This window comes from Citrobacter sp. Cf088 (genome assembly GCF_030334295.1).
GTDB classification, from domain to species: Bacteria; Pseudomonadota; Gammaproteobacteria; order Enterobacterales; family Enterobacteriaceae; genus Citrobacter; species Citrobacter freundii.
Genome location: NZ_JAOWEE010000057.1, coordinates 200,775 through 223,374 on the forward strand (window position 1 = coordinate 200,775; position 22,600 = coordinate 223,374).

Below are 22,600 nucleotides of genomic sequence, written 5' to 3' on the forward strand. Positions count from 1 at the left end.
ACTCTCGATGCTTATCTGGGTGTCTTGAATTATTTTTTATAAATTAAACTATTTTTGTACGCTGCAAATGGAAGAGGTTATGAGAGGAAAAATACCCAAGACGGAGTTGCTGGTAACTTTTGAAGTGGTTGCGCGTCACGAAAGTTATACCCGGGCAGCTGAAGAGCTGGCTTTAACACAAAGTGCTGTTTTCCGCCAGGTAAATGCACTGGAGGATTTTCTCAATACCGCGCTATTTAATCACGCCAAAAAACGCATTTTTTTAAATGCGGCGGGCAAACACTATTTAAGCATCGTTAAAGAAACGTTAAATAAGCTTGAACGAGATACGACGACGATAATGACCTGGCAGCCGACGGTACAGGTTATTGAGCTGGCGGTGAATCCGACGTTCAGCACGCACTGGCTGATCCCAAACCTGCGTGAATTTAACAAACTTAATCCTGATATTATCGTGAACATTCATTCCCTGGCGAATATTGGTGATTTTCTCAATCGAGAGTATGACGCGGCAATCATGCGCGAAGACTTTTATTCGCCATGGTCAGGGGTTGAGTACCTGTTTGAAGAGGAGATTCTGCCGGTATGCAGTCGCTGTTTGCTGGCCGAACCGGAACGAAAACTGGCGGTAAACGAATTACTAAACGAATTCCCGCTATTGCACCAAAGCACGCGCATCAAAGGGTGGCAGGAATGGTTTGCGCTGTCAGATGTCAGCAGTCCGTTGGTGAATAAAGGTCCGAGATTTGATTTGTTATCGATGCTGATCGCGGCGGTCCGCTCTAATCTGGGCGTTGCGCTGCTCCCGCGTTTTGCCATTCAGCACGATCTGGACAGTGGCGATATGGTCATTCCTTGCGATGTTCCAATGCGTACCGGGAATCGATTTATTATGACGTGGCGTGAAGAAAAATCGGAATCCGAGCATTTACAGATTTTCCGCAACTGGTTGCTCAGTAAGTCCGTAGTATCGGCTGCCTGAGGGTGGCTTATGCCTTATCAGGCCTACAACGATGGGTAGGCCGGATAAGAAGCGTTAGCATCGTTATCCGGCAAAAGAACGGCTACCAGTCGATCCCAATCTGTGCCTGAATACCGCGGTCAAACGCGTGTTTGACCGGGCGTATTTCACTGACCGTATCGGCCAGTTCCAGTAACCGCGTATGGCATCCGCGTCCTGTGACGATAACGCTCTGACCGGCAGGACGATTTTCGATGGCGCTGATAACCTCTTGCGTATCCAGATAGTGGTAAGCCAGCATGTAGGTGAGTTCATCCAGCACCACTAGATCGTAATGCGCATCAGCCAGCATGCGCTTACTTTCCTGCCAGACAACCGTTGCCGCCTCGATATCTGCTTGCCGATTTTGGGTTTCCCAGGTAAATCCGGTACCCATAATATGGAATTCGACGCCGAGCGGTTGCAGTGTGTTGTACTCACCATTATCCCACTGACCTTTAATAAACTGCGCGATGCCAACGGTTTTTCCGTGACCCACTGCGCGCGTTGCCGTGCCAAAGGCTGCGGTGGATTTTCCTTTTCCGTTGCCGGTGAAGACAATCAGGATCCCTTTCTTCTCCGTTGCCGCCGCTACGCGGGTATCAACCTGCTCTTTCAGCTTCTGCTGACGCTGACGGTGTCTGTCGTTATTGGCGCGCGCTTCCATGGAAACTCCTTAATGCCCTGCCGGACAGGTTGCGCAGCGATGCTGCTGCTCGAACTGGCTGAAGAAGTTATTACCTTTGTCATCCACTAATACGAAGGCGGGCATATTTTTAACTTCCATCATCCACACCGCTTCCATTCCCAGTTCTGGATATTCAAGACACTGCAGACTCTTCACGTACTGTTGCGCCAGTAGGGCTGCGGCACCGCCAATGCTGCCGAGGCTAAATCCACCGTGTTTGTGACAGGCATCAGTGACCTGCTGGCTGCGGTTACCCTTGGTGAGCATAATGAGGCTGCCGCCTTGTGCCTGGAAAGCATCGACATACCCATCCATGCGCCCGCCGGTGGTGGGGCCCATTGAGCCACAGGCCTGATTTTCCGGGGTTTTGGCTGGGCCAGCATAGTAAACGATATGCTTTTTCATGTATTCCGGCATCGGTTCACCGTTATCCAGTCGCGCTTTGATGTTCGCGTGAGCGATATCGCGAGCCACAACAATCGGGCCGCTTAACGACAGACGTGTACCAATGGGCAAGGCGGAGAGATCATGCAGGATCTCACGCAGCGGACGGTTCAGATCCAGTTGTACGGTCTGGGCGCCGTTTTCTACCCGGTGAGAATCGGGGATAAATTTGCCCGGATTATGCTCGAGTTTTTCCAGCCAGATACCGTGTTTATTAATTTTGGCTTTAATATTGCGGTCGGCAGAGCAGGAGAGGGCCATCGCGATTGGGCAGGAGCCGCCGTGGCGCGGTAAGCGAATTACGCGAATATCGTGGGCAAAGTATTTGCCGCCAAACTGCGCCCCGATGCCAAACTCACGGCTGGCATTGAGCAACTCGGCTTCCAGCGCCGTATCACGGAACGCCTGGCCCAGCTCGTTCCCGCTGGTGGGCAGATTATCGTAATATTTGGTTGAAGCCAGTTTGGCGACTTTCAGCGTCTGGTCGGCGGATAAGCCCCCAACCACAAAAGCGATGTGATACGGCGGACAAGCGGCTGTACCCAATGATTTCATTTTTTCGATCAGGAACGCGGTGAGCTTTTCCGGCTGCAGAATGGATTTGGTTTCCTGGAATAACGCCGCCTTATTGGCAGAACCGCCGCCTTTGTTAACGAACAGGAATTTATATTCATTACCCGGCGTGGCGCTGATGTCGATTTGCGCCGGCAGGTTTGTCTGAGTATTGACCTCGGTATACATGTCCAGCGGGGCATTTTGCGAGTAGCGCAGATTGTTTTCGGTGAAGGTGGTATACACGCCTTTGCTTAAGGCTTCGGCGTCATCGCCGCCGGTCCAGACATGTTGTCCTTTGCAGGCCACAATGGTTGCCGTCCCGGTGTCCTGGCAGTTAGGCAGTACACCTTTAGCTGAAACCTCTGCATTGCGCAGCAGCTGCAATGCGACGTACTTATCGTTACCGCTGGCCTGTGGGTCGTGCAAAATGCTGGCAATCTGTTTTAAATGTCCGGCGCGCAGGAAAAATGAAGCCTCATAAAACGCCTGCTGTGCTAACAAGGTTAACGCTTCCGGTGCAACCTTGATAACTTCCTCTCCGTCTAACTCCGTTACCGTAACGTGCTGGTTACTCAGTAATTCATATTCGGTACTATCTTTACTCTGAACAAAGAGTTCCTGCCAGACAAATGGTTTAGACATGTTTACTTCTCACCTCTTCGTATTGTTTGCCGGATAAGCAATGTGCCATCCGGCGTAAAGTTATTTGGCTAAAAAGACGTTGGCTTTTGTCGCTTCGGCGACATATTCGATAGTTTTCTGGGCACGAACGCTGTTTCCGGCTTCATCAAGCGGCGGAGAATAGACCGCAATCGCATATTCGCCTGGGACAACGGCAACCATGCCGCCGCCGACGCCGCTTTTCGCCGGAATGCCAACGGTGTACAGCCATTTACCGCTGCCGTCGTACAGTCCGGCAATTGCCATTTCTGCCAGTACCTGTGGAACATATTTCTCATTCAGCAACTGTTTGCCGTTGAACGGAGATTTGCCTTTGTTTGCCAGTACGGCACCCATTTTGGCCAGTTGCTCAACGGTGATATCCACCGAGCACTGGCGGGTATAAATTTCAACGGCTTCGTCAGTGTTGCCATAGAAGCTGTTATAGGATTCCATCAGTTTGGCCAGCGCCTGATTGTGCTGGTTGGTTTCCATTTCAGATTTGAAAACCGGTTCGTTCACGGTGAGAGTGGCATCGGCCCAGATGTTCAGGTTGTCGAGGATTTTGTTCCAACGATCGGTTTTGTCTTTGGCTTCAATCAGGCTAACGGTGCTCATGGCCCCGGCGTTTACCAGTGGGTTTTCAGGTGCGCCTTTGGTCAGTTCAACGGCCAAACCTGAGTTGAACGGCATGCCGGTGGCATTGGCGCCAAGTTTATCCAGCACTACCTGAGGACCGTGCTGCTCCATGGCGAGCGCCATGGTGAACACTTTACTCAGGGATTCCATTGGGAAAGGTTTGTTAACATCGCCAACCTGGTAGATCTTGCCGTCCACCGTCGCAATGGTGATGGCAAAATTTTTCGGGCTATAGGTCGCCAGAGCAGGGATGTAGTCGGCGACTTTTCCATCGTTATTACTTTTGTACTTCTGATGAGCCTGTTCTATCAGCTTGGCGTAGTCGGGCGTGGTTTGCGCGAATGTGGTTGCGCTAAACAAGACACTGAAAGAAAAGAGACTCACGCCGAGAATTGTTTTATTCATTATGCATTCCTGTTGGTGTGCTCATCTTGATGCCGGATGGCGGCGTACCGCCTAATCCGGCCTACGGATAGTTAAACGTTATGTAGGCCGGATAAGCGCAAGCGCCATCCGGCAATAACGTAGTATCAGGACAAAGCGACTTCCGTTTCGGTAACCGGGCGTTCCTGTTCCGGTGACTTCACTGGCGCAGTTCCACGGCAACCCTGGCCGAAGTGTTCGCCTTCCCAACGGCCCACAATGGCAGCGCCCATGGCGTTACTCATGACGTTGGTAGCGGAACGACCCATATCGAGGAACGGATCGACGCCCATCAGCAGGATCAAACCCGCTTCCGGAATGTTGAATTGGTTCAGTGTGGCGGCGATAACGACCATCGAGGCACGCGGTACACCCGCCATCCCTTTAGAGGTCAGCATCAGAATTAACAACATGGTAATTTGCTCGCCCATGCTCAGTTCGATGTTGCACGCCTGAGCAATAAAGACAGTGGCAAAGGAGCAATAAGCCATGGAGCCGACCAGGTTAAAGGAGTAACCGATAGGCAGAACGAAGCTGGCAATTTTTGAGGAAACGCCGAATTTTTCCAGCTTGTCCAGCGTACCCGGGAAGGCGGCTTCAGAGCTTGAAGTGGTAAAGGCCAGCAGAGCGGGTTCGAGGATTGATTTAGTTAACCGTGCGATGCAAGGCCCGACGATCATAGTAGACAGGCCAATCAGGATCGCCCACAGCATACCCAGCGTCAGGTAGAACTCACCCATGAAGATCCCGGCGCTAACCATCACACCCAGACCACGTTCGGCAATCAGACCTGAAATAGCGGCAAAAACGGTCAGTGGCGCAAACAGCATGACGTAACCCGTCAGCTTCAGCATCACGTGCACCAGTGAATCCAGCACTTTCACAATAGGGTCGGCTTTTTCACCAATCGCAGCGAGGCTGCAACCAAGGAAGATTGAGAACACGACGATCTGAAGAATTTCGTTACGCGCCATCGCATCGACAATACTGGTCGGTACCGCGTGTGAGATGAACACTTTCAGCGTGAATGGCTCTGACTTAACGGCGGCAACAGCGCCGACGTCATGTGGCACAAAGTTGATACCTGCGCCTGGCTGGAAGATATTAACGATAACCAGACCCAGCGCGATTGACAGCAATGACGCGCAAATAAACAGGAAGAAGGTTTTCGAAAATATACGTCCGAGCGTTTTGGCATCGCCCATTTTGGCAATACCCACAACCAGAGTTGAAATAACCAATGGTGCGATAATCATTTTCACCATACGTAAGAATATAGTGGTGAAAATGGAAATGTCTGCTGCATAAGATTTTGCTGTTTCAGCCGCGGCCATATTATTTATGACCACCCCGGCAATCATGCCGAGTATCAGGCCTAATATGATCATCTTCGTTAAACTTATTTTCTTCATGTGTACTCCATCGGATAAAGGTTGGTAATTGGAATTGTGTAGGGTGGCGTGCGCCTGAGCCTGGACAGCAGCTCAGACGCACGCCTGTTGTGACCAACCGCATGAATAATTCGAAGCACTGTGATACAGCTGAATTCTGTGCCCCAATGGTTGTTATTGTGTTTTTTGTTACAAGTCGAACTCAATACTTAATAATGGTGCGTGTTGCTGTGCACCATAAACATCATTGTCACCGACGTTGCCGGAAATAATATCGCGCGGCATGACGATTTTTACGGCATTCGCCGGATCGAACCATACAATATTGTGAATAAAGTCAGGTTTAACGTTATATAAACCGGCAATAAGCTGCGGTGTTAATTGCTCTGAGCGTTTTACGCGCTGATAATCTTCCCGGGTTTTAAATAAAATATCTAAAACCAGTTCGTACGGTCCGGCGTTTTTCGAGCGAATAACTTGTGCCAGTGAACAAATTGAGTGTTTCATGCCTGAACTCCTTCTGGCGTCACCTGTTCAATGTGGAAATCAAAACGCAGCGCATCGCTCGCTTCAATCAGGTGATAGATCGAGAACTCATACACCGGTCCACTCTGAATATCAGATGGCGAGAACGGGAAGGCGAGGTTGCCCGCAGTCGCAATGCGATTTTCATAGCCGTAGTGCAGCAGGGTAGAGCGCACCAGCGAGCAAACGCTGTTGGCGATGTCCTGCGTCGGCGCAACGACATCCAGTAAAATTCCCAGTTCATGGCCCGCTGTTTTCATCGGCTCATGGTTGCCCATCACACCGTTCTTACCGTACAAGTGGAACGTCATGCGGATACTGTCGTCATTCAGGGAGAGGTTACGTGCAACGCTTGCCTGTACCTCTTCAAGAATCGTGTCAATCCCGGCAATCATAATCGGGTCGCGTGTTCCGGCGATGGTCAGGCAACGGAAGCCAACCTGGCGTGCACCTTCCAGTTTCAACGCATACGGTGTTTCTTCATGGCGTGAACCGCTGACATACACTTCACCCTCGTTAACCTGGGTGAAAGTGCATGCTTTCAGGTTCAGCACACCGCCTGGCCCTGGCAGGAAGTAAGGATCTGACTTCTCGTACAGGGTGTGCGCCGCAGCAGAAGTTTCAGTGAACTTACGCTTGGGATTGAACGCCTTCAGCGTAAAGCCGTTGTCGTCGATAATCCCCATCGCACAATCGGAGCCGGAGCCAGGGGTGGCGGCAATGGCAGCACACTCAAGGATCTTACCGCAATGAAGCGCCAGACCTTCATCAAAGCCCTGCATAATCGGCAGCGCGGCGAAGCAGGCCGGATCGTAGGCACGTCCGCCCAGGACCACCTGTGCACCGGCTTTCAGCGCACGCTGGAAAGGCTCGACGCCCATCTGCGCGACAATGTAGGTGCTCTCTTCAATGGCCTCGTGAGTCAGTTCAGGCACAAAATCGAGCGCGGTGATTTTGCCGTTATCCAGTGCCTGATGAACGATTTCTTTGTCGACATCAGACGGAATTAGCGCCATTGAGAAAGACAGTTTTTCTTCCTGTGCGATCTCATGGATTATTTGGCGACACCACTCCAGATGCGGAGCTGCGCCAGAACCACCGGCTGTGCCGATCACTACCGGGATGTTGTTCTTAACGCCTGCCACAATCATATAGCGCAGATCGCGTTTCACACCGGCCCTGTCAGTAAAGGGTTTACCTGCCCCCAGGTAGTGAGGGCCAGGATCGGAGGAACCTGCGTCAACAGCAATAAGATCCGGTGACTCTTCCATGGCTTTACGAAAACTTTCTTCCGGGAAGCCATAACCCAGGATAGCCGTAGGCGATAAGATCTTAAATGTGCGTGCCATCTCTTAATCCTTAGTTTGCAACAGCGCGATGGTGCGGTTCATTTCGTTAAACACGATGTTGAGACCTTCATCGAAACCCATACCCGGTTTGATCAGCATGCGCATTGGACGCGCGGCCAGCGCGACGTGTACGCAGGTACGAGCACTGATTTCCGTTTCGTTACAGGTACCGCCCTGATAGGCTTCCATTCCGTGTTTGTTGCAATACAGCACTGCATCAACGATGTTGTGAATACCGCCCAGATCCGGGGTTTTAATCTGCACCATGTGGCAGCTGCCCGCGTCGGTGAAGTCCACGATGTCCTGATAGGTGTTACACCATTCATCCGCAACGATTTTCACGCCGGAACCCAGACGAGTCAGCTCCTGAGTGATCTCGGTTAACATGCGGATCTGATCCGGCTTGTTACCGGCATCAACCGGGCCTTCAATGTACAGCGGTAGACCTTGAGCTTCGGCTTCCAGGCTGGCGATGTATTCGGCGCAACGCACTGGATCCATATCGAAGATCAGACCAATGGTGCCGTAGACATCAATATGCAGCGTCGGGTGATAGCTTTCGTTGGTGCGCAGGCTCAGGATGCGGTTAGACAACCAGCGGACGTACTCACGCAGTTTTTCACCTTTAAAGCCCAACTTCTCTTCAACGTTATTGATCAGGGCATGCGGCAGGACATCCACACCTTTGAGGATCATCTTGTCGACGGCGATATAACGGTCGTCGCCGCTCTGACCAAATAACGGAATGGCTTCCGGAACGCATGGCAGTTGCCATTCATCACAAACCACTTCGGCTTTCAGACGACCGGTAGCCAGTGCCGCCGCGTCGAGCAGTGCCTGAGACAGACCATAACGTACGGCGGTATGCAGTAGATGGCCGTCAATACGCAATTCATCAAAGAAACGGGCGTTGGTCAGGAACGAATCAACGTCACGACCTTCCAGCAACGGCTTGATGTGGTCGTTGAGGAACGGAATGAAGTTTTCAGCCAGGAACAGCGGGTCACGACCGCCTGCACCTGAATATTGCACCGCTGCGCAATCGCCCACAGCTACCGCACCGTTTTCCAGAATCAGTTGTACGGAAACACATTCACCCGCCTGACGAACAGAGGTAAATCCAGGCGTGACCGGATCGCCTGTGTAGATAAACCCGTCATGACCGGCGCCATTTTTGATGGCCTGCTGATCGTCAAAATAAAATGAGGAGTAGCCAGCGGTGAAAAGGGCCTTTTTGATTTTCATTATGGTCTTCCTATTAATTTACTGTGGGATACGGCGTTGATGTCATCAATGACCATCTGGAAAGAAGGCTTGCGGCCTTCAAAATGTGCGCGCTCTGCGACATAGTCGTGGTGCAGGGCGAGAATATCTTTCGGCAGCGGCACGGCACCGGCTTCAAGAATACGGATTGCGCCTGTGTTATCGCGAACAGGCAGGATCTTACCGGCGTTACAGGCGGCAGGAGCGAAAGGTACATCCAGCACGCCAGCTTCAAAGGCCAGCACCGTACCGCGCGCAATGTCGCCATTGCCCAGTTCGAAGACTTTCTTCAACACCGCGCGGACTTCGCTCTTAATCAGGTCAACTTCCTGCTCCACGGCAGCGCACTGCGGGAATTTCTGGTCGCTGACCATGTTGAGCATCTGGCGTGACGCTTTCAGACCCTGGGCGTTAGCTGCCGCGGTTGGGATACCGAACGCTTCGTGCGGGCTTTTGGTGATCACTTTTGTGGCACCCGACATACCAGCAACCGCTGCACCCCAGGCGATAACAGAGAAGGCTTTCGCTTCATCTTCCGGGAATCCGCCCATCCACTGGTGGAAAACGGTGCTCAGTTCGTAATCGTCGAAACCATGGTTATGGAAGTATTCGTGGGACAGTTCACGCAGCGCCTGAATAGCGGCGATATCCTGCGTCAGGCTACCGACCTGGCCGTAGCCGACGGTAATGGATTTCACGCCTTGTTCCAGCGCCAGCAGACCTTCAATAATCGCCACCGAGTGGGACATAAACGGCGGGATCAGGGTACCGGTTAGCGGGCCAAACGGCTCACGGTTGATGCGAATGCCGTTCTCTTCGTACAGACCCATCAGACGGTCGCAGTACTGCCAGTCGCGAATGGATTTTTCCAGGGTGACGCGTTTGGCGTAAGGGATGTTGTAGGAGATACCGCCGCCTTCGTAGCTGGTGAAGCCACTGGCCATGGCGATTTCTGCCAGCAGGCGCGCATCCGGCGTACCGTGGCGAACCTGGATCGGTTTTTCCAGCGATTCAGTCATCCGGCGGCAGGCAGCAACCCCGTGATTGACGACTGGTAAACCATTCAGCTTGGAAGTACCTGCTTCGATGGATTTCTGGATCCCGACAGCGGCTTCTTCATAGCGGTTCAGACGGGTATAGGCATCGATAGTACTCGGCAGGAGGTCGCACTCTTCCTGCAATGTTTTGAGCAGCGCAATATGCTCATCCATTAATGCTACGCCTGCACGCGGCTGGCTCAGGGTTTTACCTTCCTGATCGGCTTTCAGCAGGGCAAGGGAGAAGCGTTTTTTATCTGGAATTGATTGCTGGTACTTCACGCCATCTTCGAAGTTCTCAACGTCTTTGCCGGTTTCCCAGGTTTGTAATACCTGATGCCTTTCGGTCATGAATTCGTCATGGGTCAATTTTTTATTTCGAAGTTCCATTCGTAGCTGCCTTAAGTTTTATAGGGTTAAACACTGAATGCTGGTGCGAGCAGCGGCTTGCGGGTACAGCCTGGCGACGTTTGCCAGAAGCGGGAGCAGGCCATTTGAATCGCGGTAATACTCAAACTGATTCGGTAACAGAATTCTTTTCCCCTGGTCGTCCAGCTCCCGGTATTTGAGCCAGTTATGGATATCAAACTGGCTGGCGCGAGAGAGCCATCCCCCTGAACCGACGACTTTGCGTACGGTGGTGAGATCGCGACCCATCTGTAAATCCACGTTACCCACGCAGGTGCAAACCTGCTTTTTAGTGCCCGCGTGGCGCTCAGCGGCATAGCCCACGCATAAACCTGCCAGCAGGGTGTCGTAATATTTCTCTTCCTCACTGAGTGGCAGGTAATCCGGTTGCCCTACCAGATGGCGCAGGTAGCGATAAAACGCTTCCTCACGCTGCGGTTGTTGGGCGAAGATGACTTTCACCATATCCTGCGTGCTTTCTCCCACCACGACGGCGGAAACGCGCATGCCCAGGTCGCCTTCTACGGTACGTTTGACGAACGGTTCAGGAACACCATGCAGGACGGTATCGGGGGAGAGGGTATTCGCGCTGGCCGAATAGACATCCGTGGTGGCTCCGCCCATATCAATCAGCATGAATTCCTTCCATGCGCTGTCGTAATCGCTAATGGCTTTGACTAACTCATAGACCGTCCATGGCGTCGGCATTGGCTCTTCGCCTGTTTCGCCAACAATGACGTCCAGACCTTTGCCTTTGACAATGCGTGACAAGAACACATCACAAATCGCCTGGCGTGCGGCAAACGGATTCGGGTGATCGAGGTCAGGCAGAATGTTGTCTACCGTGGTCAAATCCTTATGTCCCAGAATCGTTTGTATTTCGTCCTGAATGTCCCGGTTTCCGGCGTAGATAATGGCGCAATCAAGCTTTGAGCCTGCCAACGCATGCGCATTCGCCAGGCCGTAACTTTCTTCGCCACCGTCTGTACCGCCGGTAAACAGCAGAATATCTGGAGGGGATGACTCCAGCTCCTGGATGTCATGACGGTTCAGCTTGTACGAATAATATTGCGCGATTTTCGCTCCTGCCGAATGGGCGGTAACTTTTGCCGATTCCAGCGTAATGGAAGGCACCAGCCCCATTGCTGCAACGGCAAGCCCACCTTTCGCTGAGGAGGAGTATTTCAACTGCACTTCACCACTTTTCAGTAACGGGCGAGCATCGGCAACATTCAGCACCTGATTCAGGCTGGCAAAAAAACCGTCTGCCAGATGATGTGTGGTGGTTGGGGTCAGGACATGGTTTATCAGGGTTAAATCCTCGCCTTCATGGGCGAAGAGGGCTGCCTTGGTCCATGTCGAGCCGATATCGACAGAAACTGTTTGCATCAGATGGCCTCTTCCAGGCAACGCTGTTCGAGGCCATTGTGTTGGTGAATATCATTAGTGATAAGCGCGCAAACATCTTCCAGATCGTGACTGGGGGCGAAGACCCGGTTAAAGCCCATCTCTTTAAACTTCACTTCCACATCGGCGAAGTCATGTTTACCGACGACCAGGTTGCCGCCGACGTACAGCAGAATGTCGCCAAGGCCGCGTTCGATGCAGCGCTCACGTAATCCGAGACAATCAATGTCGCCATGACCGTAGATAGAGGACACCACGATGGCATCGGCGCCTGTTTCAATCGCAGCATCAATATATTCATCCTGGCTCACCATCACCCCGAGGTTGATTACGTGAAAATCATGAGCGGTAAAAACGCGATCCAGAACTTTATTACCTACTGCATGGCAGTCAGCACCGATGACGCCAATAACAAGTGTAGATTTCTTCATGGGTAATCCTCTGTAGGGCTGATGGTCAATAAGTGAAATTATTTTCTAATATTTAGAACATGGATTGTGACAACCTCTTAATAGGGTTGGAGTTTCTGTGGAAGCGAAAAAGGAAGCAATTGATCTATTTTCAAAATATCCTGAGAAAAATGATTGTTATATTTAGTTGCTATAAAAATCTTTTATAATCAGCGAGATATGTCATTTTTTTCTTGGCCGGCTTTAATTTATTAGGAAATTGAGTAATAAATTACTTGCCATGTTTGTGATCGAAATCTTATTTTGTTATGCGCGCCATTTATGTCGTGTTTTTAATAATTTCAAAAATCACAATTACTAATTAACTTGTGAACGACGTAACGGTTTTTTATTTTTTAATCTTATATGTCACAATTCATTTTTGTTAATTTTAGGATAAAAATGATAATGAAATGTTTGTGGCATATTTAATCTTTGCCACATAAGTGCAGAGTGGGCGTTAAAGATAACTTTCAGTGATGATTTAAGCGAAACTCCAGCGTTCTCTCGCAGAACACCAAACGCAATGCATCGGTCAATGTGGAACGTTTTCTCTTCCAGCTGAGATAGTTACATCTCGGTGTTAATTATAAGTAAAATTTAAATGAATAATTTGTATGAAATAACAAGTCCATGACTTGCTAAACAAAAAACTGTGAGCTACCTAGCATTAGTGATTCTTTATCTGCTATCAATTTTGTCAGCCGGGCTGGTTAAAAGATCGTGTACATTTAAATAAATATCCTATCATTTGTAGTAACGGCAATTACTCATTGAAAAACATGTTGTTAACATCGCATTCACTAGTCATGCGAGTGTTAAACACTATTAACATTAAATTTGAAAATTGATTTAAATCAATGTTTAAAACTTGGAAAACAGCATCAAAAGAGGTTAAATTGCTGCAGATCAAATTGGTCTGAAAGTGGTAAATTAGCTATAAATTGATCACTATCGAAAAATGCAAATTTGTCTCGATAAAAACCTGTTTATTGTAAGGATTTTACGGCGTAATATAATTGCGGGATCAATTTGAGTGTTTTATTAACATGTTTGTAACCTTTCTCCATTGTCCTTTCTTCACAAGAGAAGAAAGAGTAGCGGCGTAAGGAAGCAGATAAATTTGTATTGGGGCATGCGTGTGACCCTTTCTAACGGGGTTCACTCTCGGAGTCTTCATGCGATGAGCAAGGAGTCATGATGTTAGATATAGTCGAACTGTCGCGCTTACAGTTTGCCTTGACCGCGATGTACCACTTCCTGTTTGTGCCACTGACGCTCGGTATGGCGTTCTTGCTGGCCATTATGGAAACGGTCTACGTCCTTTCCGGCAAACAGATTTATAAAGATATGACCAAGTTCTGGGGCAAGTTGTTTGGTATCAACTTCGCTCTGGGTGTGGCTACCGGTCTGACCATGGAGTTCCAGTTCGGGACTAACTGGTCTTACTACTCCCACTATGTAGGGGATATTTTCGGTGCGCCGCTGGCGATCGAAGGTTTGATGGCCTTCTTCCTCGAATCCACCTTTGTAGGTCTGTTCTTCTTCGGCTGGGACCGTTTGGGTAAAGTCCAGCATATGTGTGTCACCTGGCTGGTGGCCCTGGGTTCTAACCTGTCCGCGCTGTGGATTCTGGTTGCGAACGGCTGGATGCAGAACCCAATCGCAGCGGATTTCAACTTCGAAACCATGCGTATGGAGATGCTGAGCTTCTCTGAACTGGTGCTCAACCCGGTAGCACAGGTGAAATTTGTTCACACTGTGGCATCTGGTTATGTATGCGGCGCGATGTTCGTTCTGGGTATCAGCTCCTACTATATGCTGCGCGGTCGTGACTTCGCGTTTGCTAAACGTTCTTTTGCCATCGCGGCCAGCTTTGGTATGGCTGCCATTCTGTCTGTTATCGTTCTGGGTGATGAATCTGGTTACGAAATGGGCGACGTGCAGAAAACCAAACTCGCAGCGATTGAAGCAGAATGGGAAACTCAGCCTGCACCGGCTTCCTTTACGCTGTTCGGTATTCCGGACCAGGATGCGCAGGAAAACCATTTTGCGATTCAAATTCCTTATGCGCTGGGCATCATCGCCACCCGTTCTGTTGATACACCGGTCATTGGTCTGAAAGACCTGATGGTGCAGCACGAAGAGCGTATCCGTAACGGGATGAAAGCGTATCAGTTGCTGGAAGAACTGCGTGCTGGTACTACCGACCAGGCCGTTCGCGACCAGTTCAACAGTATGAAGAAAGACCTGGGTTATGGTCTGCTGCTGAAACGCTATACGGATAACGTCACCGACGCGACCGAAGCGCAAATTCAGCAGGCAACGAAAGATTCTATCCCTCGCGTTGCGCCGCTGTACTTCGCTTTCCGTATCATGGTGGCATGCGGCATTCTGATGCTGGCAATTATCGCGGTATCCTTCTGGACTGTGCTTCGTAACCGTATCGGTGAGAAAAAATGGCTGCTGCGCACTGCGCTGTACGCGATTCCTCTGCCGTGGATTGCTATTGAATCCGGTTGGTTTGTCGCAGAGTACGGTCGTCAACCGTGGGCGATTGGTGAAGTGTTACCAACAGCCGTAGCGAACTCTTCGCTGACTGCTGGCGACCTCATCTTCTCGATGCTGTTGATTTGCGGCCTGTATACCCTGTTCCTGGTGGCTGAACTGTATCTGATGTTCAAGTTCGCACGCCTTGGGCCGAGTAGCCTGAAAACCGGTCGTTATCACTACGAGCAGTCCACTGTGACTTCTCAGCCGGCACGCTAAGACAGGAGTCGTCAAATGATCGATTATGAAGTATTGCGTTTTATCTGGTGGCTGCTGGTTGGCATTCTGCTGATTGGTTTCGCGGTCACTGATGGCTTCGACATGGGGGTGGGCATGCTCACCCGTTTCCTCGGTCGTAATGATACCGAGCGTCGAATTATGATTAACTCCATCGCCCCGCACTGGGACGGTAACCAGGTTTGGCTTATCACCGCGGGTGGCGCACTGTTCGCTGCCTGGCCGATGGTGTATGCCGCTGCGTTCTCCGGTTTCTATGTGGCGATGATCCTGGTACTGGCGTCTTTGTTCTTCCGTCCGGTCGGTTTTGATTACCGCTCTAAGATTGAAGACATGCGCTGGCGCAACATGTGGGACTGGGGCATCTTCATTGGTAGCTTCGTGCCACCGCTGGTGATTGGCGTGGCGTTCGGCAACCTGCTGCAAGGGGTTCCGTTCCACGTAGATGACTACATGCGTTTGTACTACACCGGTAACTTCTTCCAGTTGCTGAATCCGTTTGGTCTGCTGGCTGGTGTCGTGAGCGTTGGGATGATCATCACCCAGGGTGCGACCTATCTGCAGATGCGTACGGTAGGTGAACTGCATCTGCGTGCTCGTGCAACTTCACAGGTTGCGGCACTGGTGACTCTGGTCTGCTTCGCGCTGGCCGGTGTATGGGTGATTTACGGTATTGACGGTTATGTTGTGACCTCAGCCCTGGATCATCATGCCGCCTCCAACCCGCTGACCAAAGAAGTGGCTCGCGTGGCTGGCGCATGGATGGTGAACTTTAACAATGCACCTATCCTGTGGCTGGTTCCTGCACTGGGCGTGGTTCTGCCGCTGTTGACCATTCTGACTTCTCGTATGGAGAAAGGGGCCTGGGCATTCGTCTTCTCTTCACTGACGTTAGCATGCATCATCCTGACTGCCGGTATCGCAATGTTCCCGTTTGTGATGCCATCCAGCACCATGATGAACGCAAGTTTGACCATGTGGGATGCAACGTCCAGCCAGTTGACGCTGAATCTGATGACGTATGTAGCTTGTGTGTTCGTACCGATCATTCTGCTGTACACCGGCTGGTGTTACTGGAAGATGTTTGGTCGCATCACTAAAGAAGATATTGAAAGCAACACCCACTCTCTGTACTAAGTAAGGAGCTTAAAATGTGGTATTTCGCATGGATTTTGGGAACGCTTCTTGCCTGTGCATTTGGGATAATCACAGCGCTGGCGCTTGAGCACGTTGAATCAGGCAAAGCCGGACAAGAAGATAGCTAATGACCAACATTATCGCGATGTTATACAACGCGATGGACAAGCGCCCCTTGCGGGCGCTTTCATTTGTGCTGGCAATCGTATTGGCCGGCTGCATATTCTGGGATCCGTCACGTTTCGCGGCCAAAACCAGTGAGCTTGAAATCTGGCATGGTTTTCTGCTGATGTGGGCGGTCTGCGCAGGCATCATTCACGGCGTTGGCTTTCGTCCTCGTGCCGTACACTGGCAGGGTATCTTCTGCCCGCTGATCGCGGATATCGTCCTCGTTGTTGGTCTGTTTTTCTTCTTCTTTTGAATAAGAAACATCCTTAAATATTTATGGGCTTGCATAAGCCCATAATTTTTTACTCTCCGTTTACTTTCCCCCATTCCAAAGCACCATTCCCGCGCGTATAGTAGCGAAGTTTGAAAGCACTAACCTTTTGTTGCATTACCGGGATGTAAAGTGAATACAACGCTGTTTCGATGGCCGGTTCGTGTCTACTATGAAGATACCGATGCCGGTGGGGTGGTTTACCACGCCAGCTACGTCGCTTTTTATGAAAGAGCGCGCACAGAGATGCTGCGTCATCATCACTTCAGTCAGCAGGTCCTGTTGGCTGAACGTGTAGCCTTTGTGGTGCGCAAGATGACCCTCGAGTATTTTGCGCCTGCCCGGCTCGACGATATGCTCGAAGTTCAAACCGAAATTACGTCAATGCGTGGCACCTCTTTGGTTTTCACGCAACGCATTGTCAACGCAGAGAACACCGTGCTGAATGAAGCCGAAGTTCTGATTGTTTGCGTTGATCCACTCAAAATGAAGCCTCGTGCGCTTCCCAAGTCTATTGTCGCGGAGTTTAAGCAGTGACTGACATGAATATCCTTGATTTGTTCCTGAAGGCAAGCCTTCTGGTTAAACTTATCATGTTGATTTTGATTGGTTTCTCAATCGCATCCTGGGCCATTATTATCCAGCGGACCCGTATTCTTAATGCTGCTTCACGTGAAGCCGAAGCATTTGAAGACAAGTTCTGGTCTGGCATTGAATTGTCGCGCCTGTACCAGGAAAGCCAGGGGCGTCGTGATAATTTGGCTGGCTCAGAACAAATTTTCTACAGCGGGTTCAAAGAATTTGCCCGTTTGCATCGGGCAAATAGTCACGCGCCGGAAGCGGTCGTTGAGGGGGCTTCCCGTGCGATGCGTATCTCGATGAACCGTGAGCTGGAAACGCTGGAAACGCATATTCCATTCCTCGGAACCGTTGGCTCCATCAGCCCGTATATCGGTCTGTTCGGTACCGTTTGGGGGATCATGCACGCATTTATCGCGCTGGGCGCGGTAAAACAGGCGACACTGCAAATGGTTGCACCGGGTATCGCGGAAGCGTTGATTGCAACGGCTATCGGTCTGTTTGCGGCAATCCCGGCGGTTATGGCCTACAACCGTCTGAACCAGCGCGTGAACAAACTGGAACTGAATTACGACAACTTTATGGAAGAGTTCACCGCGATTCTGCACCGCCAGGCGTTTACCGTTAGCGAGAGCAACAAGGGGTAAGCCATGGCCAGAACGCGTGGACGAGGTCGTCGCGAACTCAAGTCCGAAATCAATATTGTACCGCTGCTCGACGTACTGCTGGTGCTGTTGCTGATCTTTATGGCAACCGCACCGATCATTACGCAGAGTGTGGAAGTCGACCTGCCGGATGCGACCGAATCGCAAGCCGTCAGCAGTAACGACGAACCTCCGGTCATTATTGAAGTTTCCGGTATTGGGCAATACAGCGTGGTGGTTGAGAAAGATCGTATGGATCAACTGCCGCCGGAGCAGGTTATCGCGGAAGCGAAAAGCCGCCTGCAGACCAATCCGAAAACGGTCTTTTTAATCGGTGGTGCGAAAGACGTGCCTTATGATGAAATAATTAAAGCGCTGAACTTGTTACACAGTGCAGGCGTAAAATCGGTTGGCTTGATGACGCAGCCAATCTGATGACGGCGTTTTGCTGGCTTGAAAGATAGCACGTAACAGGCGAACAGTTTTTTGGGAACCGAGAGTGTCAAAGGCAACCGAACAAAACGACAAGCTCAAAAGGGCGATAATTATTTCAGCGGTGCTGCATGTCATTTTATTTGCAGCGCTGATCTGGAGTTCGTTCGATGAGCACATTGATGCTTCAGCCGGCGGCGGTGGCGGTTCGTCCATCGACGCCGTTATGGTCGATCCTGGAGCCGTTGTGCAACAGTACGACAGGCAGCAGCAACAGCAGGCAAGCGCGAAACGTGCTGAAGAGCAGCGTGAAAAGCAGGCGCAGCAGCAAGCTGAAGAACTTCGCGAGAAACAGGCAGCTGAGCAAGAGCGACTGAAGCAGCTGGAAAAAGAACGCTTAGCCGCGCAGGAAAAAGTGCGCGAACAGGCGGAACAGCAGAAGCAAGCTGAGGCCGCCGCCGCGAAAGCGCAAGAGCAACAGAAACAGGCTGAAGAAGCTGCGGCGAAGGCTGCTGCAGACGCGAAGGCTAAAGCTGATGCACAGGCGAAACAAGCGGCAGATGCCGCGAAGAAAGCCGCTGCGGACGCACAGAAAAAAGCTGAGGCGGAAGCTGCTAAAGCCGCTGCTGATGCGAAGAAAGTTGCCGAAGCACAAGCTGCTAAAGCTGCCGCGGACGCTGCGAAGAAAGCACAGGCTGAAGCCGCTAAGCAAGCAGCAGCCGAGAAAGCTGCCGCTGAGAAAGCAGAAAAAGCCGCCGCCGCGAAAGCGGCCGCTGCTGAAAAAGCGGCGGCTGATAAGAAAGCCGCAGCGGAAAAAGCAGCAGCAGACAAAAAAGCTGCAGCCGAGAAAGCCGCTGCCGATAAGAAAGCTGCGGCAGATAAAGCAGCTGCTGCTAAAAAGGCTGCGGCCGAAAAAGCCGCTGCAGCCTCTGGCGTTGACGACTTGTTGGGTGACCTGAGCTCCGGTAAGAATGCACCGAAATCGGGCGGTGGAGCGAAAGCAAACGGCCAACCGGCGAAAGATAGTGGTACAAGTGGTGCCAATGGCGGTGCATCTGGTGCTGATATCAGTGCTTACGCATCTCAAATTCGTAATGCGATCCAGAGCCGTCTGTATGGTGCAGATTTGTATGCAGGTAAATCTTGCGTATTACATATCAAGTTAGCACCCGATGGTCTGTTACTGGATGTGACCGAAGAGGGTGGGGATCCAGCATTGTGTCAGGCTGCGCTGACGGCTGCGAAAACTGCCAGAATTCCTAAACCGCCTAGCCAGGCAGTTTATGAAAAAGTAAAAGATGCCAAACTGGACTTCAAACTGTAATAACGACCCCTGAGAAATCAGGGGAAACGGTCTAAGGTTGATACTGAGTTGTGGTAGTTTTGTGTATTTGAGTTTGTTAACATTCTGCTAAATTATCGTGGGCTTTCCGTCCAGATAAGGGAGATATGATGAAGCAGGCATTACGAGTAGCATTTGGTTTTCTGATGCTGTGGGCAGCGGTGCTGCACGCAGAAGTACGTATCGAGATCACCCAGGGGGTGGACTCGGCGCGCCCGATTGGTGTTGTCCCCTTCCAGTGGGCAGGACCGGGTGCTGCACCTGAAGATATCGGTGGTATCGTAGGTGCTGACCTGCGTAACAGCGGTAAATTTAACCCGTTAGACCGTTCTCGTCTGCCTCAGCAGCCTGGTACCGCGCAGGAAGTTCAACCTGCCGCTTGGTCTGCGCTGGGCATTGATGCCGTAGTCGTCGGCCAGGTTACGCCGAACCCGGATGGTTCTTACAGCGTTGCCTATCAGCTGGTTGACACCGGTGGCGCACCGGGTACCGTACTGGCACAGAACACTTATAAAGTGAACAAGCAGTGGCTGCGTTACGCGGGGCATACTGCAAGTGACGAAGTGTTTGAAAAACTGACCGGCATTAAAGGTGCATTCCGTACCCGTATCGCTTATGTTGTTCAGACCAACGGTGGTCAGTTCCCGTACGAATTACGTGTGTCCGACTACGATGGTTACAACCAGTTCGTGGTACACCGTTCTCCGCAGCCGCTGATGTCTCCGGCGTGGTCTCCGGACGGTTCAAAACTGGCGTACGTAACCTTCGAGAGTGGTCGTTCTGCACTGGTTATTCAGACGTTGTCTAATGGCGCGGTTCGTCAGGTAGCGTCGTTCCCACGTCACAACGGTGCGCCTGCGTTTTCTCCGGATGGCAGCAAACTGGCGTTTGCCCTGTCTAAAACCGGTAGCCTGAACCTGTATGTCATGGACATTGGTTCCGGTCAGATCCGTCAGGTGACGGATGGTCGTAGCAACAATACGGAACCGACCTGGTTCCCGGACAGCCAAAACCTGGCCTTTACATCTGACCAGGCCGGTCGTCCGCAGGTATATAAAGTTAACGTCAACGGCGGTGCTCCGCAGCGCATTACCTGGGAAGGTTCGCAAAACCAGGATGCGGATGTGAGCAGCGACGGTAAATTTATGGTAATGGTAAGTTCGGCCAACGGTCAGCAGCACATTGCCAAACAAGATCTGGTAGCGGGTGGCGTACAAGTTCTGTCGTCAACGTTCCTGGACGAAACGCCAAGTCTGGCACCTAACGGCACTATGGTAATCTACAGCTCTTCTCAGGGGATGGGATCCGTGCTGAATTTGGTTTCTACAGATGGGCGTTTCAAAGCGCGTCTTCCGGCAACTGATGGACAGGTTAAATTCCCTGCCTGGTCGCCGTATCTGTGATAATAAATAATTGATTAATAAAGGAATCATTGAAATGCAACTGAACAAAGTGCTGAAAGGGCTGATGATTGCTCTGCCTGTTATGGCTATTGCAGCGTGTTCTTCTAACAAGAACGCCAGCAATGACGGCAGCGAAGGCATGCTGGGTGCCGGCACTGGTATGGATGCAAACGGCAGCGGCAACATGTCTTCTGAAGAGCAAGCGCGTCTTCAGATGCAACAGCTGCAGCAGAACAACATCGTTTACTTCGATCTGGACAAGTACGATATCCGTTCTGATTTCGCTGCAATGCTGGATGCTCACGCTAACTTCCTGCGTAGCAACCCGTCTTACAAAGTCACCGTAGAAGGTCATGCGGACGAACGTGGTACTCCTGAGTACAACATCTCCCTGGGTGAGCGTCGTGCGAACGCCGTTAAGATGTACCTACAGGGTAAAGGCGTTTCTGCTGACCAGATCTCCATCGTTTCTTACGGTAAAGAAAAACCTGCAGTACTGGGTCATGACGAAGCGGCTTACGCCAAAAACCGTCGCGCCGTACTGGTTTACTAAGAGAATTGCATGAGCAGTAACTTCAGACATCATCTGTTGAGTCTGTCGTTACTGGTTGGCATAGCGGCCCCTTGGGCCGCTTTTGCTCAGGCGCCAATCAGTAGTGTCGGCTCAGGCTCGGTCGAAGACCGTGTCACTCAACTCGAGCGTATTTCTAACGCTCACAGTCAGCTTTTAACCCAACTCCAGCAACAACTCTCCGATAATCAGTCCGATATTGATTCCCTGCGTGGTCAAATTCAGGAAAATCAGTATCAGTTGAACCAGGTTGTTGAACGCCAGAAGCAAATATTGTTGCAGATTAATAATCTTGGCAGCGGTAGTGCGCCTGCGGCGCAGTCTGCAGGTAGCGATCAGAGTGGGGCAGCAGCAACCCCTACGCCTGATGCGGGCGCAGCGGCAGCGTCAGGAGCCCCGGCGCAGACTGGCGATGCGAACACTGATTACAATGCGGCCATTGCTCTGGTGCAGGATAAATCCCGCCAGGATGATGCGATTGAAGCATTTCAGAACTTCATCAAAAAGTACCCAGACTCGACTTACCTGCCAAATGCGAATTACTGGCTGGGTCAGTTGAATTACAACAAGGGGAAAAAAGATGATGCAGCGTTCTATTTTGCTTCAGTAGTTAAAAACTTCCCGAAATCACCAAAGGCTGCAGACGCGATGTATAAAGTCGGCGTCATCATGCAGGACAAAGGTGACACAGCAAAAGCTAAAGCCGTTTATCAGCAGGTTATCACTAAATACCCTGGCACTGATGGCGCGAAACAAGCGCAAAAACGCCTTGGCGCGATGTAATGAACACCATGCGACCAGAAATCGTGTTAATTCTGGTCGCGTCGTGTGATTCCTAAGCAGTTGAGTTATTTACATCGAAATTTTTGTTGCGCTAAAATCTGAAATCAGTAATATATGCCGCCGTTGCCAAGGGATATCAAACAGCCCGAAAGCGGCAAAAAAAGTGGGTCGTTAGCTCAGTTGGTAGAGCAGTTGACTTTTAATCAATTGGTCGCAGGTTCGAATCCTGCACGACCCACCAATCG

General features: G+C 51.0%; 22 protein-coding genes and 1 tRNA gene. 13 read left to right on the forward strand and 10 right to left on the reverse strand.

Annotation, left to right across the window (positions count from 1 at the left end):
- The first annotated feature begins 79 nt into the window (after positions 1 to 79).
- Positions 80 to 982 carry a LysR substrate-binding domain-containing protein gene (locus OGV71_RS21980; RefSeq protein WP_003022936.1) on the forward strand — a complete coding sequence of 301 codons (903 nt, stop codon included), beginning with the start codon at positions 80 to 82 and terminating at the stop codon, positions 980 to 982.
- Between the two features lie 82 nt (positions 983 to 1,064).
- On the opposite strand, the gene cobO is transcribed toward OGV71_RS21980, so the two are convergent.
- The 10 genes from cobO to glmS all read right to left on the reverse strand — a co-directional run bounded on the left by cobO (position 1,065) and on the right by glmS (position 12,220).
- Complete coding sequence (cobO, locus tag OGV71_RS21985) at positions 1,065 to 1,667, reverse strand: cob(I)yrinic acid a,c-diamide adenosyltransferase (RefSeq protein ID WP_204583865.1); 603 nt, start codon at positions 1,665 to 1,667, stop codon at positions 1,065 to 1,067.
- Positions 1,668 to 1,676: 9 nt separating this feature from the next.
- Complete coding sequence (locus OGV71_RS21990; protein ID WP_003022941.1) at positions 1,677 to 3,329, reverse strand: class I fumarate hydratase; 1,653 nt, start codon at positions 3,327 to 3,329, stop codon at positions 1,677 to 1,679.
- 60 nt (positions 3,330 to 3,389) lie between these two features.
- Positions 3,390 to 4,391, reverse strand: coding sequence for a glutaminase A (glsA, locus tag OGV71_RS21995; protein WP_204583863.1), 1,002 nt, complete (start codon positions 4,389 to 4,391; stop codon positions 3,390 to 3,392).
- A 125-nt stretch (positions 4,392 to 4,516) separates the two neighbouring features.
- Positions 4,517 to 5,821, reverse strand: a complete 1,305-nt coding sequence (locus OGV71_RS22000) for a dicarboxylate/amino acid:cation symporter (protein WP_057064757.1) — start codon at positions 5,819 to 5,821, stop codon at positions 4,517 to 4,519.
- 168 nt (positions 5,822 to 5,989) lie between these two features.
- Positions 5,990 to 6,307, reverse strand: coding sequence for a DUF4387 domain-containing protein (locus tag OGV71_RS22005; protein ID WP_008320068.1), 318 nt, complete (start codon positions 6,305 to 6,307; stop codon positions 5,990 to 5,992).
- Positions 6,304 to 7,674: an acyclic terpene utilization AtuA family protein gene (locus OGV71_RS22010; protein ID WP_003022951.1), complete on the reverse strand. Its 1,371-nt coding sequence runs from the start codon at positions 7,672 to 7,674 to the stop codon at positions 6,304 to 6,306. The genes OGV71_RS22005 and OGV71_RS22010 overlap by 4 nt, the downstream gene beginning before the upstream one ends.
- A gap of 3 nt (positions 7,675 to 7,677) precedes the next feature.
- Complete coding sequence (locus tag OGV71_RS22015; RefSeq protein WP_003022953.1) at positions 7,678 to 8,919, reverse strand: methylaspartate ammonia-lyase; 1,242 nt, start codon at positions 8,917 to 8,919, stop codon at positions 7,678 to 7,680.
- Positions 8,919 to 10,364, reverse strand: coding sequence for a methylaspartate mutase subunit E (locus OGV71_RS22020; protein WP_003022957.1), 1,446 nt, complete (start codon positions 10,362 to 10,364; stop codon positions 8,919 to 8,921). The genes OGV71_RS22015 and OGV71_RS22020 overlap by 1 nt, the downstream gene beginning before the upstream one ends.
- An 18-nt stretch (positions 10,365 to 10,382) precedes the next feature.
- The gene (gene glmL / locus OGV71_RS22025; RefSeq protein ID WP_003835417.1) at positions 10,383 to 11,771 is read right to left on the reverse strand and encodes a methylaspartate mutase accessory protein GlmL; all 1,389 of its coding nucleotides are present in this window, start codon (positions 11,769 to 11,771) and stop codon (positions 10,383 to 10,385) included.
- Positions 11,771 to 12,220, reverse strand: a complete 450-nt coding sequence (gene glmS, locus OGV71_RS22030) for a methylaspartate mutase subunit S (RefSeq protein ID WP_003022963.1) — start codon at positions 12,218 to 12,220, stop codon at positions 11,771 to 11,773. Before glmS ends, glmL begins: the two co-directional genes overlap by 1 nt.
- A gap of 1,218 nt (positions 12,221 to 13,438) precedes the next feature.
- On the opposite strand from glmS, the gene cydA reads away from it, so the two are divergent.
- The 12 genes from cydA (at position 13,439) to OGV71_RS22090 (ending at position 22,596) form a co-directional block, all read left to right on the forward strand.
- Positions 13,439 to 15,007, forward strand: coding sequence for a cytochrome ubiquinol oxidase subunit I (gene cydA, locus OGV71_RS22035; protein WP_003022965.1), 1,569 nt, complete (start codon positions 13,439 to 13,441; stop codon positions 15,005 to 15,007).
- Between the two features lie 15 nt (positions 15,008 to 15,022).
- Positions 15,023 to 16,162 carry a cytochrome d ubiquinol oxidase subunit II gene (gene cydB / locus OGV71_RS22040; RefSeq protein WP_003022968.1) on the forward strand — a complete coding sequence of 380 codons (1,140 nt, stop codon included), beginning with the start codon at positions 15,023 to 15,025 and terminating at the stop codon, positions 16,160 to 16,162.
- Positions 16,163 to 16,176: 14 nt separating this feature from the next.
- The gene (gene cydX, locus OGV71_RS22045; RefSeq protein ID WP_003022970.1) at positions 16,177 to 16,290 is read left to right on the forward strand and encodes a cytochrome bd-I oxidase subunit CydX; all 114 of its coding nucleotides are present in this window, start codon (positions 16,177 to 16,179) and stop codon (positions 16,288 to 16,290) included.
- A complete protein-coding gene (gene ybgE, locus OGV71_RS22050; RefSeq protein ID WP_003022971.1) occupies positions 16,290 to 16,583 on the forward strand; it encodes a cyd operon protein YbgE in 294 nt (97 codons plus the stop codon). Before cydX ends, ybgE begins: the two co-directional genes overlap by 1 nt.
- 150 nt (positions 16,584 to 16,733) lie before the next feature.
- Positions 16,734 to 17,138: a tol-pal system-associated acyl-CoA thioesterase gene (gene ybgC / locus OGV71_RS22055; protein ID WP_003835413.1), complete on the forward strand. Its 405-nt coding sequence runs from the start codon at positions 16,734 to 16,736 to the stop codon at positions 17,136 to 17,138.
- Complete coding sequence (gene tolQ, locus OGV71_RS22060) at positions 17,135 to 17,827, forward strand: Tol-Pal system protein TolQ (RefSeq protein ID WP_003022976.1); 693 nt, start codon at positions 17,135 to 17,137, stop codon at positions 17,825 to 17,827. Before ybgC ends, tolQ begins: the two co-directional genes overlap by 4 nt.
- Before the next feature lie 3 nt (positions 17,828 to 17,830).
- On the forward strand, positions 17,831 to 18,259 hold the full coding sequence (gene tolR, locus OGV71_RS22065) for a colicin uptake protein TolR (protein WP_003022978.1): 429 nt from the start codon (positions 17,831 to 17,833) through the stop codon (positions 18,257 to 18,259).
- A gap of 64 nt (positions 18,260 to 18,323) precedes the next feature.
- Entirely contained in the window at positions 18,324 to 19,580 is a 1,257-nt protein-coding gene (gene tolA, locus OGV71_RS22070) for a cell envelope integrity protein TolA (RefSeq protein ID WP_204583861.1), read from the forward strand.
- A 128-nt stretch (positions 19,581 to 19,708) separates the two neighbouring features.
- Positions 19,709 to 21,001 (forward strand): Tol-Pal system beta propeller repeat protein TolB, encoded by a 1,293-nt coding sequence (gene tolB / locus OGV71_RS22075; protein ID WP_003022981.1) that lies wholly within the window; start codon positions 19,709 to 19,711, stop codon positions 20,999 to 21,001.
- A gap of 34 nt (positions 21,002 to 21,035) precedes the next feature.
- Positions 21,036 to 21,554 (forward strand): peptidoglycan-associated lipoprotein Pal, encoded by a 519-nt coding sequence (gene pal, locus OGV71_RS22080; RefSeq protein ID WP_003022983.1) that lies wholly within the window; start codon positions 21,036 to 21,038, stop codon positions 21,552 to 21,554.
- 9 nt (positions 21,555 to 21,563) lie between these two features.
- Entirely contained in the window at positions 21,564 to 22,355 is a 792-nt protein-coding gene (gene cpoB / locus OGV71_RS22085; RefSeq protein ID WP_003847309.1) for a cell division protein CpoB, read from the forward strand.
- A gap of 165 nt (positions 22,356 to 22,520) precedes the next feature.
- Positions 22,521 to 22,596, forward strand: a tRNA-Lys gene (locus OGV71_RS22090).
- Positions 22,597 to 22,600: the final 4 nt, after the last annotated feature.